Raw genomic sequence first — 16285 nt, forward strand, 5'->3', positions numbered from 1 at the left:
CCTTTGGGGAGGCTGACATGTGGGGGAAGATTCTGCGTGCCGCGGGAATTGCGGCACTGCTCGTGATCGCAACGCCGACGGCGGCGCACGCGGGGATAGACCGGTACACGCCGGTGACGCCGCGCGAGCCGACGCTCGCGGGCTCCGTGGTGGAGCCGGTCTGCCACGACGGCACGCCGTGGATCGCGTACTCGCTGACGCTGACCGGCGGTGACGACCTCGCGGGCGCCGCGACGCTCGTGCTGTCGGACGGGAAGAACGCGGTGGAGCTGCCTCTCGGGGCGCTCTCGGACGGACGTCTGGACGGCGAGATCCTCTGGCCGGGCGCGTCGTCCGATACGGGCGCGTTGCCCGGGTGGGAGCTCGCCGACGAGCGGTGGGTCGAGACCGACGGCAACTACCGTTGGACGCGCGGCGCGATCACCGCGGTCGTCCACGCGGGAGCCGAGCTCGAGGTGCCGCTGGCGTATCCGTCGCCCGCTTCCGGCTGCGCCGCCGATCCTGCGGGGCTGGCCGCGGCACTGCCCGCCACGGGCAACGCGGTCCCCGTGCTGCCGATCGCCCTGGGGGGCGTGGCCGCGATGCTGGTCGGCGCAGGGGTGTTCGCCATCGCCCGTCGGGTGCGGCGTGCCGACCCCGTCGCGCGCTGATGGCGCGCCGGAGGACGCGGATCGCTGTTCTCGGCGGCGTGCTGCTCGGCATCGTGGTCGCGGCGGCCGCCGGGAGCGTGGTGGCGCGTGCCCTCGAGGTGCAGGACGAGCTCGGCCTGGCCGGGTCCGCCGCCCACGAGGCCGCATCCGCGTATCAGGCCGGTGATCCCTCGGGAGCGACCGACGCGGTGGAGCGCCTTCGCGGGCACGCCGCCCATGCCGCCGGGCTGAGCGACGACCCGCTCTGGCGGGCGGCGGAGATCGTGCCGGTCATCGGCGCGAACCTCGCGGCGGTGCGCATCGGCTCCGCGCAGCTCGATGCTCTCGCCGACCGCGTCGCGACGCCCGTGCTGGAGCTGATGGCGTCGACGGCGGACAGCGGCACGGGCGCCGACGTGGCGGCGCTCGCCGCGGCGAGCGAGACCCTCGAAACCGCGCGCGCGACCGTGCGTGGCGCGGAACGCGCCCTGGACGAGCTCGAACGCACCGCTCTGGTGCCGCAGGTGGCCGCCGAGGTCGATACGCTCGCCGAGGCGCTCGCGGCGGTCGCGCCGGTCGTGGAGATGCTCGCGGACGCGGGCGGGCTCGTGCCCGACATGCTCGGGATCGACGGCTCCCGGCGCGTGCTCGTGATGGTGCAGAACACGGCCGAGCTGCGCACGGGCGGCGGCATCACGGGAACGTTCATCGAGCTGATCGCCGTCGACGGCGAGCTGACGTTGGGACAGCAGCGCGACTCCTCGCACTTCGTTCCTGCAGACCGGCCGCTGGCGGCCCTCCCTGCCGGGGAGACCGCCTCTTTCGGCGACGGGATCGGGCGTTTCGTGCAGAACGCGTCGATGACGGCGGACTTCGACGTGACCGGCAGGCTCGCCTCGGAATGGTGGCGGTCGGCGACCGGGAACGTGCCGGACGCGGTGGTGTCGATCGATCCGATCGTGTTGCAGGCGGTTCTCGCGGTGACAGGTCCGATCGAGGCGGGGGATCAGTCGCTGGACGCCGGCAACCTCGTCGACAGGCTGCTCGTCGAGCCGTACGTCACGCTTGCGCCGGAACAGCAGGATGGCGCGTTCGCGCGCATCGCGGAGTCCGTCTTCGCCCGCCTGACCTCGGGAGACCTCGACCTGCTGCGGCTGTTCTCTGCTCTGCAGCAGCCGGTCGCGGACGGCCGTGTCTCGGTGTGGAGCGCGCATGCCGCGGAGCAGTCCGCGCTGATCGACACGGCGCTCGGCGGCCCGCAGGCTCGGCAGCGCTTGGCGGGGGAGGACGCCTTCGCGGTCTACTTCAACGACGCCACGGGCGGCAAGATGACGCCGTTCCTCGACATCGCGCTCGGCGCAGGCTCGGCGGTGTGCCGAGACGACGGCCGGGCCGAGGTCGTCGTCACGGCGACCCTCACCAGCGCTGCGCCGGCGGATGCTGCGACGGCGTTGCCAGTGAGTGTGACCGGCGGAGGAATCTGGGGTGCCGCCGTCGGCGACATCGCCCCGACGGTCACCGTCGCCGCTCCGGCGGGCTGGTACTTCGGGGGCGTCCGCCTCGACGGCGCGCTCGTCTCCTCGCAGGATGTCGACGCCGACGGCGTCTCGGCGAGCACTCGCCGCACCGATCTCGCGCCTGGACGGACGCGGACGCTCGAGTTCCGATTCGTCTCACCGGAGCCGGGCGCGGTGACGCCGACGGTGCTGCACACCCCGTTGCTGCAGGAGGTGGATGTCGAGGCTCGGGTCGCCGAATGCGGCTGAGGTCGGCGTGACGGCGCGGGCACCCGGAGAGACGCCCGGCGGGCGTGGAGCGGAACGTCCGCAGAGCCGGAAAAGAACGACCGGAGGCGGGGGCAGATATGACACCGTGTGTCGACTACACTGGTGTCGCCGTCGGCGTGCGCTCCAAGGCTGTCCCCAGCAGCTCATCGGCAGTCGTCCCCAAACGCGCCGGTCCGGAGCAGTCGACGGTTCACGCGGACCCCCTCAAGTTATCCAGTCCCCAATGGCAGGGTTGAGGGGGTCCGCTTCTCGTCTCCGCGGCAGCAAGCGCGCTTCGCGCATGAGCCTCGTGCGCGGCGCGTCCCGGCGGAGCCTCGCATCCGCCGTCCGTGGGTGACTCGCGCCCGGACCCGAGTCCGACGCGGCGCCGTGCCCGGGCGGGGCATGGGGCGGCCTGACAGCCGTGCTCGCCTACGATTGGGCGCATGTGTGGAATCGTCGGATACGTCGGTCCTCGGCAGAGCCGGGACATCCTGATCTCCGGGCTCGCCCGCCTGGAGTACCGCGGCTACGACTCGGCGGGCATCGCGATCATCGACGCCGACGGCGGGCTCGGGATGCGCAAGCGCGCCGGCAAGCTCCAGGTGCTGCGCGACGACCTCGCCGGCCATCCGCTCGCAGACGGCACGACCGGCATCGGCCACACCCGCTGGGCGACGCACGGCGGCCCCACCGACGCGAACGCCCACCCGCACCTCGCCGATGACGACAAGCTCGCCGTCATCCACAACGGCATCATCGAGAACTTCGCGACGCTGAAGGCCGAGCTCGTGAGCGAGGGGTACGAGTTCCGCAGCGAGACCGACACCGAGGTCGCCGCGATCATGATCGGGCGCGAGTACGCGGCATCCGGTGATCTCGTCGCCGCCTTCCGCGCGACGGTCGCCCGCTTCGAGGGCGCCTACACGCTGCTCGCGATGCACCAGGACCACCCCGGTCTCGTCGTCGCCGCCCGCCGCAACTCGCCGCTCGTGATCGGGCTGGGCGAGGGGGAGAACTTCCTCGGCTCCGACGTCGCCGCGTTCGTCGAGCACACGCGCAACGCCCTCGCGATCGGCCAGGACGAGATCGTCGCGATCACGCCCGCCGGTGTCGAGGTGACGGACTTCCGGGGCGAGCCCGTCGAGGTCGAGCCCTTCGAGGTGACCTGGGACTCGGCCGCCGCGGAGAAGGGCGGCTGGTCCTCGTTCATGGCCAAGGAGGTCTCGGAGGAGCCCGAGGCCGTCGCGAACACGGTGCTCGGCCGCATCCGCGACGGCCTGGTCGACATCCCCGAGCTCGACGGACTCGACGACGTGTTCACCGGGATCAACCGGATCGTCGTGATCGCGTGCGGCACGGCCGCCTACGCCGGGCAGACCGGCAAGTACGCGCTCGAGCAGTGGGCGCGCGTGCCGGTCGACGTGGAGCTCGCGCACGAGTTCCGCTATCGCGACCCGGTGATCGGCCCCGACACCCTGGTCGTCTCGATCAGCCAGTCCGGCGAGACGATGGACACGCTCATGGCGGTCAAGTACGCCCGGGAGCGCGGCGCCCGCACCCTGTCGATCTGCAACACGCAGGGCGCCACCATCCCGCGCGAGTCCGACGCGATCGTCTACACGCACGCCGGCCCCGAGGTCGCCGTCGCCTCGACGAAGGCGTTCGTCGCGCAGATCACCGCGCTGTATCTGCTGGCGCTGCACGTCGCGCGGGTGCGCGGATCGCTGCCGCACGCCGAGATCGCCCGTCACGTGCGCGAGCTCGAGGCCGTTCCCGGCAAGATCAGCCGGATCCTCGAGCGCGAGCAGGAGCGCACCACCCAGCTCGCGCGCTGGATGGCCGACACCCGCTCGGTGCTGTTCCTCGGCCGTCACGTCGGCTACCCGATCGCCCTCGAGGGTGCGCTGAAGCTCAAGGAGATCTCGTACATCCACGCCGAGGGCTTCGCCGCGGGCGAGCTCAAGCACGGCCCGATCGCCCTCATCGAGCCCGGTCAGCCGGTGTTCGTGATCGTGCCGTCGCCGCGCGAGTCGGCGCTGCTGCACGACAAGGTGGTCTCGAACATCCAGGAGATCCGCGCCCGTGGCGCCCGCGTGATCGTGATCGCCGAGGAGGGCGACGCCGCCGTGCTGCCGTTCGCCGACGAGGTGCTGCGCATCCCGCTCGCAGGGCCCCTCTTCGAGCCGCTGCTCGCGGTCGTGCCGCTGCACATCTTCGCCATGGGCCTCGCGACGGCGAAGGGTCTCGACGTGGATCAGCCCCGAAACCTCGCGAAGTCCGTCACCGTCGAGTAGGCCGGTTTCGCCCCGGCCCCGCCCGCTCGCGTCCCGTCCGTCTGTCCGGGTGGGCGGGGGAGGCGGAGCATGGGACCGACGGGCGAGGGGCGTCGCGCGGATAGAGTGGCGGATGCGGTGGGCCGCCGCATCCGGGAGGGGCACATGATCGTCGGGATCGGCGTCGACCTCGTCGACATCCCCCGCTTCGAGCGCACCCTGGCGCGTACCCCGCGGCTGCGCGAACGGTTGTTCTCCCCGGGGGAGCGGACGCTCTCCCCGCGTTCCCTGGCTGCCCGGTACGCGGCCAAGGAGGCGTTGATCAAGGCCCTCGGCGGCTCGGACGGCGTGCACTGGACCGAGATCGAGATCACGCCGGAGCCCTCCGGCCGGCCGTGGTTCACTCTCACCGGGTCGACCGCCGAGGTGGTCGCGTCGCGCGGGATCACGGCCCTCCACCTCTCCCTGAGTCACGACGCCGGCCTCGCCACGGCCTACGTCGTCGCCGAGAGCGAGAGCGAGAGCCAGAGCCAGAGCCAGAGCGAGGTACGGACATGAGCAGAGGGAGACGGGCATGAGCGGGCTTCCGGCGGGCGTGATGCGCGAGGCGACGATCGACGTCGGGGCGATCGAGCACAACGTGCGGCAGCTCCGCCGTCTCGTGGGCGTCGAGGTGCTCGCCGTGGTGAAGGCCGACGGCTACGGCCACGGGGCGGCCCGCTCCGCGGCGGCGGCACTGGCGGGAGGCGCGTCCCGCCTCGGCGTCGCCGACGTCGCCGAAGCGCTGGCGCTGCGCGGAGCCGGCATCGACGCGCCGATCCTCGCCTGGCTGCACGCACCCGGCGCGACGTTCGGCGAGGCCGTGGAACGGGGGATCGAGCTCGGCGTCTCGAGTCTCGAGCAGCTGAACGCCGTGGCGGCCGCCGCGACGGGCGAGCGCCCGGCGATCGTGCATCTCAAGCTCGAGACCGGGCTCGGCCGCAACGGCATCTCGCCCGGCGCCGATCGCATCGTCTTCGCCGAGGCGGCGCGTCTCGAGCGGCTCGGCCGCATCCGGGTGATCGGCATCTTCAGCCACCTCTCCAACGCATCCGCGGATGCGGACCGCACCGCGCTCGCGCGCTTCGAGGCGGGCGTCGCCGCTGCGACCGCCTCGGGTCTCTCGCCGCGCCTGCGGCACATCGCCGCCACCCACGCGGCGATCGATCTGCCCGAGACGCGGCTGAACTGCGTGCGGATCGGCATCGGCGTCTACGGGCTGTCGCCGTTCGCCGGCCGCTCCTCGGCCGATCTCGGCCTGCGCCCCGCGATGACCCTGCGCGCCTCGGTCGCCGCGGTGCGGCGCGTGGCGGCGGGCCAGGGCGTGTCCTACGGATATGACTACACGACCGACAGGGAGACGACCCTCGCCCTCGTGCCGCTGGGCTACGCCGACGGCGTGCCGCGGCAGGCGTCGGGCATCGGTCCCGTGCGGATCGGCGGGCAGGGCTTCCACGTCGCCGGGCGGATCGCGATGGACCAGTTCGTGGTCGACGTCGGCGACGCCGAGGTGTCCGTCGGCGACGAGGCCACGCTCTTCGGCGACCCGACGCTGGGAGCGCCCGGTGCGACGGCGTGGGCGGATGCGGCCGGCACCATCAACTACGAGATCGTGACCCGGATCGGGGCGCGGGTGCCGCGCCGGCAGGTGTCGTCGTGAGCGGGCATGAACCGCGCCGCGCCGACGTTGCACCGGGCATGGGACACGACACGCGGGCGGCCGGGCTCGCCGATCTCGCCGGTCGGCGCGAGGTCGACTCGCCGGAGGCGATGGAACAGCTCGGACGCGACATCGGAGCCCGCCTGAGCGCCGGCGATCTGCTCGTGCTCACCGGTCCGCTGGGCGCCGGCAAGACGACCCTCACCCGCGGCATCGCCGAGGGTCTGGGCGTTCGCGGTCCCGTGCAGAGCCCGACCTTCGTGATCGCACGGACGCATCCCTCGCTCGTCGGGGGCGCGCCGCTCGTGCACGTCGACGCCTACCGGCTCGGCTCCGCCCTCGAGCTCGAGGACCTCGACATCGATCTGCCCGGCTCGGTCGTGGTGGTCGAGTGGGGGCGCGGGATGGTCGACGGGCTCGCCGACAGCTGGTGGGAGATCGAGCTCGATCGCGAGTGGCACGGCCGTGGCGTCGACACCGCCTGCGGAACCTACTCGCGGGCGACGCTCGAGCTCGACGCGGACACCCCCCGGCTCGTGAGCATCACCCGACGCCCGTAGGTCCCACCCGTCGCACCGTCACGCCCGACAGGCCGCGGGAAGGACGCCCTACACGGGGGCGGGGTGCTCCACGGGCGGGCGAGCGACGCCGGGCACGGGCTCCCGTCGGTAGGCGCGCCACACCACCGGATCGGCGTCCGGCGCGCCCAGGGCGAGCGCCCGCAGCGTGCCCTCCGGCTGCTCGAGGTGCGCGAAGTGCCCGGCCGACCGCATCCGCACCTCCGAGAATCCGGGAACGAGCCGGGCGAGCCGCGTGCTCTCGCCGGTCCCGGTGAAGACATCGCGCTCGCCGCGCACCGAGCGCACCGGGCAGCGGATGCGGCGCCAGCGGGTCTCGTCGTAGTCCGCGGCGATCCGCACGGCGCTGCGGAACGCGCCCGGGCGGATCTCGTCGGCCAGCGCGGCGATCACGGAGCGGTCGATCCGGCGCGGCCGCGCGAACAGGGGAGCGGCGAGCGGGCGCAGCAGCCCGAGCCGGTCGAGGCCGCGGACGAGCCCGCGTGCCGAGTCTCCGAGCGCCTCGAGCACCCGCATGGCCACCAGCATCCCCGCGAACCCGGGCACGCGCGCGGCGCCGGCGACCGGTCGGCGGGCCACCGCCTGCACGCCGGGACCGCTCGGCGAGACGAGGCCGACCCCGACGGTGGCGGCCCGCTCGCGGCTCGCGAGGTCGAGGGCGATGAACCCGCCGAGCGAGTGCCCGACGATCCGCCACCGCGCATAGCCGAGCGATCGGACGAGCGCGGCGAGATCGGCCGACAGCCGCCCGACGTCGTCGACCGTCCCCGTGCTCTCGCCCCATCCGGGCAGGTCCGGGATCACGACGTCGGTGAGGGGAGCGCCGGCGCGGTCGGATGCGGCGAGCAGCGGCGTCCACGTCGTCCATGACCCCGCCGCTCCGTGCAGCATCAGCGTGGCGGTGTCGCCACGCGCGCGACCGGTGCGCACGACCATGTCGCCCACGCGCACCCGACGCAGCCCCAGCTCGGCCTCGCCCGGTCGCAGTGCGGTGCGCGCCGCATCCCCGTTCATGACGGTTGTTCGCGGCGGCGGCCCGTGCGGATTGCGCGGCGCCCCGTCCTCGTCGCGCAGAGGCGGGACGCCCGAGGAACGCGCGGGAGCGAGGCCGGGCGGGCGGATACCCTGGAAGGGTGATCCTCGGCATCGACACCTCTCTCGGCACGGCCGTGGCCGTGGTCGACGCGGACGGCGTCGTGCGCGCCGAGGTCGCCGGCGACGACCCGCTCGGGCACGCCGAGGTCATCGGCGATCTGCTGCGGCGGGCGACGGATGCGGCGGCCGCCACCGCGGCGCACGGCACGGGGCTGCCCGCGAGCGGCGGGGACGTCATCACGCACGTGGCGGCGGGCATGGGCCCGGGGCCGTTCACGGGCCTGCGGATCGGCATCGCCGCCGCCCGTGCGTTCGCCCTGGCCCGGGGGATCCCCGTCATTGCGGTGCCGAGCCACGACGCGGTCGCGCTGGGCGTGCTGATCGCCGCCGAGATCGAGGGTCGCCGCTCCCCGCGGTTCGCGGTCGTCACCGACGCCCGTCGCCGCGAGTTCGCCTACACGGTGTACGACGGGCTCGACGACGACGGACTGCCCGTGCGCGTCACCGAGCCCGCACTGGTGCCGCGCGACGATCTCGACGCGCGCCTCGACGAGCTGGAGGCGGCGCGCCTCGACGCCTCCGCCGTGCCCGCCGCGCTGCTCGCCCTCGCCGCGGCCCGGGCGCTCGCCGCCGGCCGGGGGCTCGCCACCGCCGAGCCGCTGTATCTGCGCTCTCCCGATGTCACCGTCGGGCATGCCCCCAAGCGGGTGTCGGCGTGATCCGCGACGCGACGCCGGCCGACCTCGAGGCCATCATGCGTCTCGAGAGGGCTTCGTTCCCGACCGATGCGTGGAGCGAGGCGATGATGCGCGAGGAGCTCGTCTCCCCGCACGGCCGTTACGTCGTGCTCGAGCAGGCCGGGCGGCTGGCCGGCTACGCGGGCGTGCGGGCGGTCGCGGGCGCGCGCGACGGCGACGTGCAGACGATCGCGGTGGCCGAGGCCTTCCGGGGTCGGGGGAGCGGGCGCGTGCTGCTGCGCGCGCTCATCGCCCTCGCCCGGGAGCGAGGCGTCCGCGACCTCTTCCTCGAGGTGCGCGCCGACAACCCGGTCGCGCAGGCGCTGTACGCCTCCGAGGGCTTCGCCGTCGCCGGGCGGCGCCCCCGCTATTACCAGCCCGACGACGTGGACGCGATCGTGATGACCCTCGACGTGCCCGCGTGGACGGCCGCAACTCCTCCCGAAGCGCACGTTCACGGACTCGCCGGAGCCGGAGACCCCGGCGACGGAGAAGTCGCGGCGGTCGCGGGCGCCGCACCGGGAGGATGGTGCTGATGAGCGCTGCCGAACCCCTCGTCCTCGGAATAGAGACGAGCTGCGACGAGACCGGGATCGGGATCGTGCGCGGCCGCACGCTGCTCTCGAACACGATCGCGAGCTCGATGGACGAGCACGCCCGCTACGGCGGCGTCGTGCCCGAGGTGGCGGCCCGGGCGCACCTCGAGGCCCTGCAGCCCTCGATCGAGGCGGCGCTCGCCGAGGCGGGCGTCGCGCTCGACGACCTCGACGCCGTCGCCGTCACGAGCGGGCCGGGCCTCGCCGGCGCGCTCATGGTGGGGGTGGGCGCCGCGAAGGCACTGGCCGTGGGTCTCGACAAGCCGTTGTACGCGGTGAACCACCTCGTCGGCCACATCGCCGCCGACATCCTCGACGCCGACGCGCCGCCGCTCGAGTACCCGACCGTCGCGCTGCTGGTGAGCGGCGGGCACACGTCGCTGCTGCTCGTGCGCGACCTGACCTCCGACGTCGAGATGCTCGGCGAGACGGTCGACGACGCGGCGGGCGAGGCCTTCGACAAGGTCGCCCGGATCCTGGGGCTGCCGTATCCTGGCGGCCCCGAGATCGACCGCGCCGCGGCGACGGGCGATCCGCGTGCCATCCGGTTCCCGCGGGGCCTCTCCCGCGCGTCCGACATGGAGCGGCACCGCTACGACTTCTCGTTCTCCGGGCTGAAGACGGCCGTGGCCCGGTACGTGGAGCAGACCCCGGAGCATTCCGTGCCCGATGTCGCGGCGTCCTTCCGCGAGTCGGTCGTCGACGTGCTCGTGGCCAAGGCGCTCGATGCGTGCGCGCGGCACGGTGTGCCGCGGCTGCTGCTCGGCGGCGGCGTCATCGCCAACCGGCGTCTTCGCGCGGTCGCGCTCGAGCGCGGAGCCGCCGCCGGCGTCACGGTGCGCATCCCGCCGCTCAGCCTCTGCACCGACAACGGGGCGATGATCGCCGCCCTCGCGTCCGAGCTGATCATGGCGGGGCGGCGTCCCTCGACCCTGTCGTTCGGCGCCGACTCGACCCTGCCGGTGACCGAGATCCAGATCGCCGAGGCGAGCGCGGAGGTGCCGATGTGAGCGATCAGCCCGCGCGGCCGGATGCGGCGGCCGGCGGTGCGGCATCCGACCGCCCCGACCGGACGATCGATCGCGCCGCGCCAGACATCGAGCTGAGCTTCGACGATGCATCCGCGCAGCCGATCCTCGCCGCCTTCGCCGCGCTCGAGCACGACCCGGCGCCGGCTCCCGAGGCCGCAGGCTCCGACTCCGCGGTCGTGGCCGCAGAGCCCGTGTTCGACGCCGCGGACGCCGTGGTCCGGTCCGCCGACGTGACGGCAGCCTCGGTAGCAGCGGGGGAGACCGCGACCCGGGCTCCCGAGACGTCGGCATCGGATGCCGCGGCCGCCGCGACCCATGGGCCCCGGGCTCCGGCGGCCTCCGCATCCGCGACGCAGGCGGTGGCTCGGGCGTCGAGCCCGGCGGTCGTTCCGGGCGCCGACCCGGCGGCGCGGTCCGATCCGGCCGCTCCGGAATCGGCGGCCCCGGCAGCCGCTCCGGTCCCCGATGTCGTGGTGGTTCCTGAGCTGCACGTCGCGGCGCACGTGGAGGTGGCGTCTCCCGACGTCGCGGCGCCCGCGGCGGAGGCGACGCTCCCGGGCGCGCACCGGGGCGGCTTCACCCGTCCGCCCACGGCGCCGGTGGAGATCACCGAGGAGCGGCTCGAGCTCGTTTCGGTGACCGGCGCCGTGCTCACGCCGCCCCCGATGCTGCGTCCGGCAAACTTCGCCGCCATCGGGCTCGGGTTCGCGGTCGTCGGGCTGATCGCCTCGCTCGTGGTGGGGGTGGCGTTCCCGATCGGGGTGACGGCGGTGGCGCTCGGCATCCTGTCGCTGCGCCGTCCGTTCGAGTCCAGGCAGATCGCGGTCTGGACGATTGTGCTCGGCGCGGTCTCGGTCGTCTACAGCGCGGGGTGGCTCGTGTGGGCCGCGTACCGGGCGGGCTGGGTCGGCTGAGACGACGTTGTCCACAGTGCGGATGTCAGCGCCGCGCGGGTGGGCTCGGGCGGCTACCATGCAGGAATGGCCGATGCCATCGAAGCTGATCCGGACGCCCTCACAGCCCTGGCCGACGAGCTGACAGACGCGCTGGCCGGCATGGACCAGGAGCTCGGCGACCTCAGTGCCGCGCTCTCGCTCCTCTCGGGCCAGTGGTCCGGCGACGCCTCCGATGCGTATCAACGGGCGCAGACGGATTGGCTGACATCGATGGACTCCCTCAGGGAGTGGGGTGCCGCAGCCGTTGCGTTGCTGCACAGCGTCGCGTCCCGCTATACCGCCACCGAATCGGCCGTGATCGCGCGCTGCGGCTGAGCGACCGGCGGACGAAGGAAGAACTACGAGACATGACGACACCCGGCGACCCGACCGCCGTTCCCGACGACGACGTCCTCGCCCGTCTAGATCGGCTGAGACGCAAGGCGGAGTCCACCGTCACTGATCTGGGGCGCATCCAGGACCGCCTCACGGAGCTCGTGACGTTCCCCGAACCGACGGCCGTGACTGCGAAGGTCGATGAGGACGCCCGGCTGGTCGGGCTCACGATCGACCCCGTGGCCCGTGAGGCGCTCGACGGGGAACGCCTCGGTGAGGAGATCTCGATCGCCGTGGGTCGTGCTATCGAGAAGCGCCCGGTGCGCGACGCGGCCGACCTGCGAGCGAAGTCAGAGGCGAGCGGCATCGACGTGCAGGCGCTCGTCGCCCAGGTGCTCGAAGGCCGATCCGGTTTGCCGGACGAACCGCCCCGCCTGCGTTGGAACGATCAGCGCACGGTCGGTATGGCCATGGCGGCGGGAATGATCGTGGAACTGCGGTGTGATCCGGACTGGCTGGAGAGGTCCTCCGAAGCGGTGATCGAGACGGAAGTACTCGCCGCGGCAGAGGCGGCGAGGGCCCACGAGGACATCGATGCGGGGGAGGACTGAACATGGTGGACGACTTCCGGGTGTCTCCCGGCATACTGCAGGAGGATGCGCAGCTGTGGCGGGGGTGGCGTGATCAGCTCACCGGGGTCAAAGACGGGATACCGCGGCCCGAGCCGCTGGCGTTCTCCGTCCTGCCCGGCGCCCAGGACGTCTTCGTCGCATACGCCAAAGCCGTCCTCGCATTGACCTCGGCACTCGAAGACGGCGTGGAGCAGTTCGACGGGATCGCCGAGACCCTCGACTGGGCCGCCGAGCAGTACCGCACCGCCGAGGAAGACAACGTCGCCGAGATCGAAGCCGTGGCAGGAAGGTAGGCACATGCATCCCGAAGCGATCGCCGAGCTGATCATCTCCGGCTGCGACAACGCCGAACGCGACGTCAGGGCGGCGCTCGCCGCAGCCCCCGGCATCGTCCGCGCGGGGCTGGACGCGATTCGCATCTATGGGCTGCCGCTCCCCGGCTGGGCGAAGGACGCGGCGTTCGACCTCATCATGGAGGCGGTCAACCGCGCGGCAGATGTCATGCTGGAGGCCATCGACATGCTGCGCCTGCTCGCGAAATCCGTGGGCCGACCGTCGCTGCTGCGTGAGGCGGCAACGCAGATCGCCACCGCGGTGACCGCCGCCGGCGCCACCCTCGGCTCGGCCATGACGATGGACGTCCTCGGGGCCGCCGACGACGACGCCTGGGATTCCCCGGCATCCGACTCGTACCAGGCTGCATTCAGCGAGCAGGTGCGCGACGTGGATCGGGTCGAGGAGAACGGACGCGCGCTCGAGAACGTCCTGAACGATGTCGCCGCATCGCTGGATTCCTTCTTCGCCGAGCTGAACTGGGCATATCTCGGGCTCGTGATCGCCGTCGTCGGCCTCGTCGCGGCGATCGCCACGGCACCGACCGGCATCGGGCCGATCATCGGTCTCATCGCATCGGTCATCGGAGTGCTCATCAGCATCGGCAGCGTGATAATGGCATTCACGAACTCGTCGAGCCGGAACGCCGGCATCGCGGACCGCCTGGCCTCCTCCCCGGCGCTCGACTGGACCCGGTCGGCGTTCGCGAGTTGAGAATGACGAACCCCTCCTCGCCTCCCGGCTGGTACGACGCGGGCGTCCCAGGCCAGCTGCGCTGGTGGGATGGTGCAAAGTGGACCGAGCACGTCCATCCGATGCCGTCGGTGCGCGGCTCGTCGCTCCCTTCGGCTCAGCCGATGCCGATGCCCGCAGGCGGCGATAAGGGCACGCGAGCCCGGATCGCGGGGTGGGTCGCCCTCGTCCCGATCCCGTGGGGACTGGTGTTCGCGGCGGCTGCGTTCCTGTCGGGTAACGTCGGGTTCCTGCTGATCGACCTCGCGGCGGTCGCAGGTCTCGCGGCGATCTCGATCGTCTGCTTCGTGTGGGCGGCTCGGGAGCGTGGCCGGCAGTGCGGGCCGGCGAACCCACCCTCGGCGCAGAGTCCCGTCGTCCGCCCGGTGAGTGGCCGCGAAGGCATGAGATGACGACTCCGTCCTCCGCCCCGCCCGGCTGGTACGACGCGGGCGTGCCCGGCCAGCTGCGCTGGTGGGATGGCACGGCATGGACGACGCATGTGCAGCCCATGCCGCCCGCATCCCCCCTTCCGCCCGCACAGGCCGCTTCGCAGGCGGCGGCGGTCGCACCGGTGAAGCGCTGGACGCTGCTCGGCCAGCCGCGGGCGGTGCTGCCGGGATGGAACCTCGCCGGCGGCGTGAGCGTCCTGGTGCTCTGCCTCCCGCTCCTGGGCATATCGCTGATCGTTCTGAGCTTCGGCGCCCCCGCCGCAGCGGTCGGAGTGTTCCTGATGATCGTCGGCCTCGCGGGACTCGGCTCGGTCATGCTGGCCGACACGAGAGCGGGTACAGCCCGCCTGCGGCAGCCGGCGACCGGGGATCCCGCGGCGGCGCGCGCCGCACAGGTACGGTCGTACGCGCTGCGCGGCGCGTGCACCGGGGCCGCTGCTCTGGGCGCCGTCGTCGCCGCGATCGCGGTCGCGGCGCAGGGAGGCTCTGCCCTCCTCCCCGCGATCGCGATCGGCCTGACGGCGGTGTCCCTGGCGATCAACGCCGTCACGAACGTGCTGATGGCCGTGCGCACGCGCGACGGGCGGTGGGCGGGCAGCACCCGCTGACGGCACCCGCCCCACCCGCCGGCATGACGCACCCCGGGCGCGCGCCCGCTCGGCGAGGCCGGCCCGGGCCGCGCTCAGCCCACGCGGTCGGCGAGCAGCGCGCGGCGCCGATCGCCGGTCCGCGTCAGCAGCAGGGTCGCCCCCTCGTCGCCCGACAGCTTCAGCCTCGTCCGCAGCACGGCAGGGTCGAGGTCGACGCCGCGCTTCTTGATCTCGAGCCGGCCGATCCCGCGCTCGCGCAGCGCCCGCGCGAGCTTCTTCGTGTCGAAGGGCAGCTCCTCGCGGATGCGGAACGACCGCACGAAGGGGCTCGTCACCGCCGTGTCCGACGTGAGGTAGGCGATGCGGGGGTCGAGCATGCCGGCATCCAGCGCCCGTGCGACGTCGCCGATCAGCCGCGCCCGGATGACGGCGCCCTCCGGCTCGTGCACGAACGCGCCGAGCTCGCGGGTCGGGGCGTCGTCCGCATCCGTCGCCGCGGTGACCTCGTGGGTCTCGTCGCCGCGGATGACGAGCGCCGCGCGTCGCACGCCGGGACGCGCGAGCGCACCCGACCAGAGCACGAGCTCGATCGTCGATCCGTCGACGCTGATCCACTGCGCCTCGACGCCGTCGGGGATGTCCGTGCGGTCGAAGCCGGGGCCGAGCTTGATCCCCGTCGGGATGCGGGCCGCCAGCGCGAAGGCCCAGTCGAGCGGCGGGGTGTAGTCGGCCGCACGCAGACGGGTCGTCTCGTCGTGCCCCGCGGTGCGGCGGGCAGGGTCCAGCCACACCGCGTCGATGCCGTCGAGGGGGGTCTCCTCCGCGCGGTCGTGCCGCACGTGGGCCTCCGCCCCGAACGGCGCGAGGTTGTAGGCGGCGACCGCCGCGGTCACCTCGTCGGCGTCCACCGCCGTGACCTCGAGCCCGAGGGCCGCGAACCCGAGCGCGTCGCCGCCGATGCCGCATCCGAGATCCGCGACGTGCGTGCGGCCGGCGTCACGGAAGCGTCCCGCGTGCCAGGCGGCGACACCGAGGCGGGTCGCCTGCTCGAGGCCCGCACGGGTGAACAGCATGCGTGCGGCGAAATCGCCGAACTTCGCGCGTCCGCGTGTCCGCAACCGCGCCTGCGTCACGACGGCGGCGACCAGGTCGGGGGAGTGCCCCGCCGCGCGCAGCCGCCCGACCGCCGCGGCCGCATCCGTCGTCGAGTCGACGATGCCGACCTCGTCGAGCAGTCGCAGCCCCTCCGCGGTCAGCAGCGTGCGCAGCTCGATCATCTCCATCGGCCCAGCCTACGGCGGCGGCTCCCACCGGTCGCCGGGCGGGTGAGCGTCGACGACTCGTGAAGGTCTCCCCGACTTCGCCCGCGAGTGGTGGGCACTCGACGGGTGCAGCGGGTCATCGGTCGTCATGGATTGGCACTCGCGTTGCGAGAGTGCCAGGACGCCCCTAGACTTGCGTTAGCACTCTCGGTGTGAGGGTGCTAATGAGTCTTCCGTTTCACGAAGCGAGAAAGAAGAGGTAGACCGTGTCGGTTTCCATCAAGCCGCTCGAGGACCGCATCGTCATCCAGCAGGTCGAGGCTGAGCAGACCACCGCTAGTGGCCTGGTCATCCCCGACACCGCGAAGGAGAAGCCCCAGGAGGGCGAGGTCGTGGCCGTGGGCCCCGGCCGTATCGACGACAACGGCAACCGTGTCCCGCTCGACGTCGCCGTCGGCGACCGCGTGATCTACAGCAAGTACGGCGGGACCGAGGTCAAGTTCGGCGCCGACGAGTACCTGGTGCTCTCGGCTCGCGACGTCCTCGCCGTCGTCGTTCGCTGACGACACCCCCGGAGGGCCCGGCCGCGACCTGCGGCCGGGCCCT

General features: G+C 73.1%; 19 protein-coding genes. 17 read left to right on the plus strand and 2 right to left on the minus strand.

Translation table 11 applies throughout. The features are described from left to right. Positions 1 to 17 precede the first annotated feature (17 nt). The 6 genes from GVL03_RS15185 to tsaE all read left to right on the plus strand — a co-directional run bounded on the left by GVL03_RS15185 (position 18) and on the right by tsaE (position 6930). Positions 18 to 650: a cell wall protein gene (locus GVL03_RS15185; RefSeq protein WP_159501853.1), complete on the plus strand. Its 633-nt coding sequence runs from the start codon at positions 18 to 20 to the stop codon at positions 648 to 650. Further along, a complete protein-coding gene (locus GVL03_RS15190; RefSeq protein ID WP_159501854.1) occupies positions 650 to 2395 on the plus strand; it encodes a DUF4012 domain-containing protein in 1746 nt (581 codons plus the stop codon). Before GVL03_RS15185 ends, GVL03_RS15190 begins: the two co-directional genes overlap by 1 nt. A gap of 446 nt (positions 2396 to 2841) precedes the next feature. Next, a complete protein-coding gene (gene glmS, locus GVL03_RS15195; protein ID WP_159501855.1) occupies positions 2842 to 4692 on the plus strand; it encodes a glutamine--fructose-6-phosphate transaminase (isomerizing) in 1851 nt (616 codons plus the stop codon). Between the two features lie 144 nt (positions 4693 to 4836). After that, positions 4837 to 5229: a holo-ACP synthase gene (locus GVL03_RS15200; RefSeq protein WP_159501877.1), complete on the plus strand. Its 393-nt coding sequence runs from the start codon at positions 4837 to 4839 to the stop codon at positions 5227 to 5229. Between the two features lie 16 nt (positions 5230 to 5245). Beyond that, complete coding sequence (gene alr / locus GVL03_RS15205) at positions 5246 to 6370, plus strand: alanine racemase (protein WP_159501856.1); 1125 nt, start codon at positions 5246 to 5248, stop codon at positions 6368 to 6370. Between the two features lie 38 nt (positions 6371 to 6408). After that, on the plus strand, positions 6409 to 6930 hold the full coding sequence (gene tsaE / locus GVL03_RS15210) for a tRNA (adenosine(37)-N6)-threonylcarbamoyltransferase complex ATPase subunit type 1 TsaE (protein ID WP_159501857.1): 522 nt from the start codon (positions 6409 to 6411) through the stop codon (positions 6928 to 6930). Between the two features lie 48 nt (positions 6931 to 6978). Here the strand turns inward: tsaE and GVL03_RS15215 are convergent, their stop codons facing one another. Further along, positions 6979 to 7962, minus strand: coding sequence for an alpha/beta fold hydrolase (locus tag GVL03_RS15215; protein WP_159501858.1), 984 nt, complete (start codon positions 7960 to 7962; stop codon positions 6979 to 6981). A 119-nt stretch (positions 7963 to 8081) separates the two neighbouring features. Here GVL03_RS15215 and tsaB point away from each other — a divergent pair, with 119 nt between their 5' ends. The 10 genes from tsaB (at position 8082) to GVL03_RS15260 (ending at position 14435) form a co-directional block, all read left to right on the plus strand. After that, a complete protein-coding gene (tsaB, locus tag GVL03_RS22375) occupies positions 8082 to 8762 on the plus strand; it encodes a tRNA (adenosine(37)-N6)-threonylcarbamoyltransferase complex dimerization subunit type 1 TsaB (protein ID WP_235038194.1) in 681 nt (226 codons plus the stop codon). Beyond that, the gene (gene rimI / locus GVL03_RS22380; RefSeq protein ID WP_235038195.1) at positions 8759 to 9316 is read left to right on the plus strand and encodes a ribosomal protein S18-alanine N-acetyltransferase; all 558 of its coding nucleotides are present in this window, start codon (positions 8759 to 8761) and stop codon (positions 9314 to 9316) included. The genes tsaB and rimI overlap by 4 nt, the downstream gene beginning before the upstream one ends. Beyond that, positions 9316 to 10386: a tRNA (adenosine(37)-N6)-threonylcarbamoyltransferase complex transferase subunit TsaD gene (gene tsaD, locus GVL03_RS15225; protein WP_159501859.1), complete on the plus strand. Its 1071-nt coding sequence runs from the start codon at positions 9316 to 9318 to the stop codon at positions 10384 to 10386. The genes rimI and tsaD overlap by 1 nt, the downstream gene beginning before the upstream one ends. Further along, positions 10383 to 11321, plus strand: a complete 939-nt coding sequence (locus GVL03_RS22045; RefSeq protein ID WP_200847193.1) for a hypothetical protein — start codon at positions 10383 to 10385, stop codon at positions 11319 to 11321. The genes tsaD and GVL03_RS22045 overlap by 4 nt, the downstream gene beginning before the upstream one ends. Before the next feature lie 66 nt (positions 11322 to 11387). Further along, entirely contained in the window at positions 11388 to 11678 is a 291-nt protein-coding gene (locus tag GVL03_RS15235) for a WXG100 family type VII secretion target (RefSeq protein WP_159501860.1), read from the plus strand. Between the two features lie 32 nt (positions 11679 to 11710). Further along, on the plus strand, positions 11711 to 12289 hold the full coding sequence (locus GVL03_RS15240; RefSeq protein WP_159501861.1) for a hypothetical protein: 579 nt from the start codon (positions 11711 to 11713) through the stop codon (positions 12287 to 12289). Positions 12290 to 12291: 2 nt separating this feature from the next. Further along, complete coding sequence (locus GVL03_RS15245; RefSeq protein WP_159501862.1) at positions 12292 to 12603, plus strand: hypothetical protein; 312 nt, start codon at positions 12292 to 12294, stop codon at positions 12601 to 12603. A 4-nt stretch (positions 12604 to 12607) separates the two neighbouring features. Continuing rightward, the gene (locus GVL03_RS15250; RefSeq protein ID WP_159501863.1) at positions 12608 to 13357 is read left to right on the plus strand and encodes a hypothetical protein; all 750 of its coding nucleotides are present in this window, start codon (positions 12608 to 12610) and stop codon (positions 13355 to 13357) included. Between the two features lie 2 nt (positions 13358 to 13359). Then, positions 13360 to 13788 carry a DUF2510 domain-containing protein gene (locus GVL03_RS15255; protein WP_159501864.1) on the plus strand — a complete coding sequence of 143 codons (429 nt, stop codon included), beginning with the start codon at positions 13360 to 13362 and terminating at the stop codon, positions 13786 to 13788. Beyond that, positions 13785 to 14435 (plus strand): DUF2510 domain-containing protein, encoded by a 651-nt coding sequence (locus tag GVL03_RS15260; protein WP_159501865.1) that lies wholly within the window; start codon positions 13785 to 13787, stop codon positions 14433 to 14435. The genes GVL03_RS15255 and GVL03_RS15260 overlap by 4 nt, the downstream gene beginning before the upstream one ends. A gap of 74 nt (positions 14436 to 14509) precedes the next feature. Here the strand turns inward: GVL03_RS15260 and GVL03_RS15265 are convergent, their stop codons facing one another. Continuing rightward, positions 14510 to 15700, minus strand: coding sequence for an SAM-dependent methyltransferase (locus GVL03_RS15265; RefSeq protein ID WP_159501866.1), 1191 nt, complete (start codon positions 15698 to 15700; stop codon positions 14510 to 14512). A gap of 245 nt (positions 15701 to 15945) precedes the next feature. Here GVL03_RS15265 and groES point away from each other — a divergent pair, with 245 nt between their 5' ends. After that, complete coding sequence (gene groES, locus GVL03_RS15270) at positions 15946 to 16242, plus strand: co-chaperone GroES (RefSeq protein ID WP_047543013.1); 297 nt, start codon at positions 15946 to 15948, stop codon at positions 16240 to 16242. Positions 16243 to 16285 lie beyond the last annotated feature (43 nt).

It is taken from the genome of Microbacterium sp. 18062, assembly GCF_902706225.1.
Classification (GTDB): domain Bacteria; phylum Actinomycetota; class Actinomycetes; order Actinomycetales; family Microbacteriaceae; genus Microbacterium.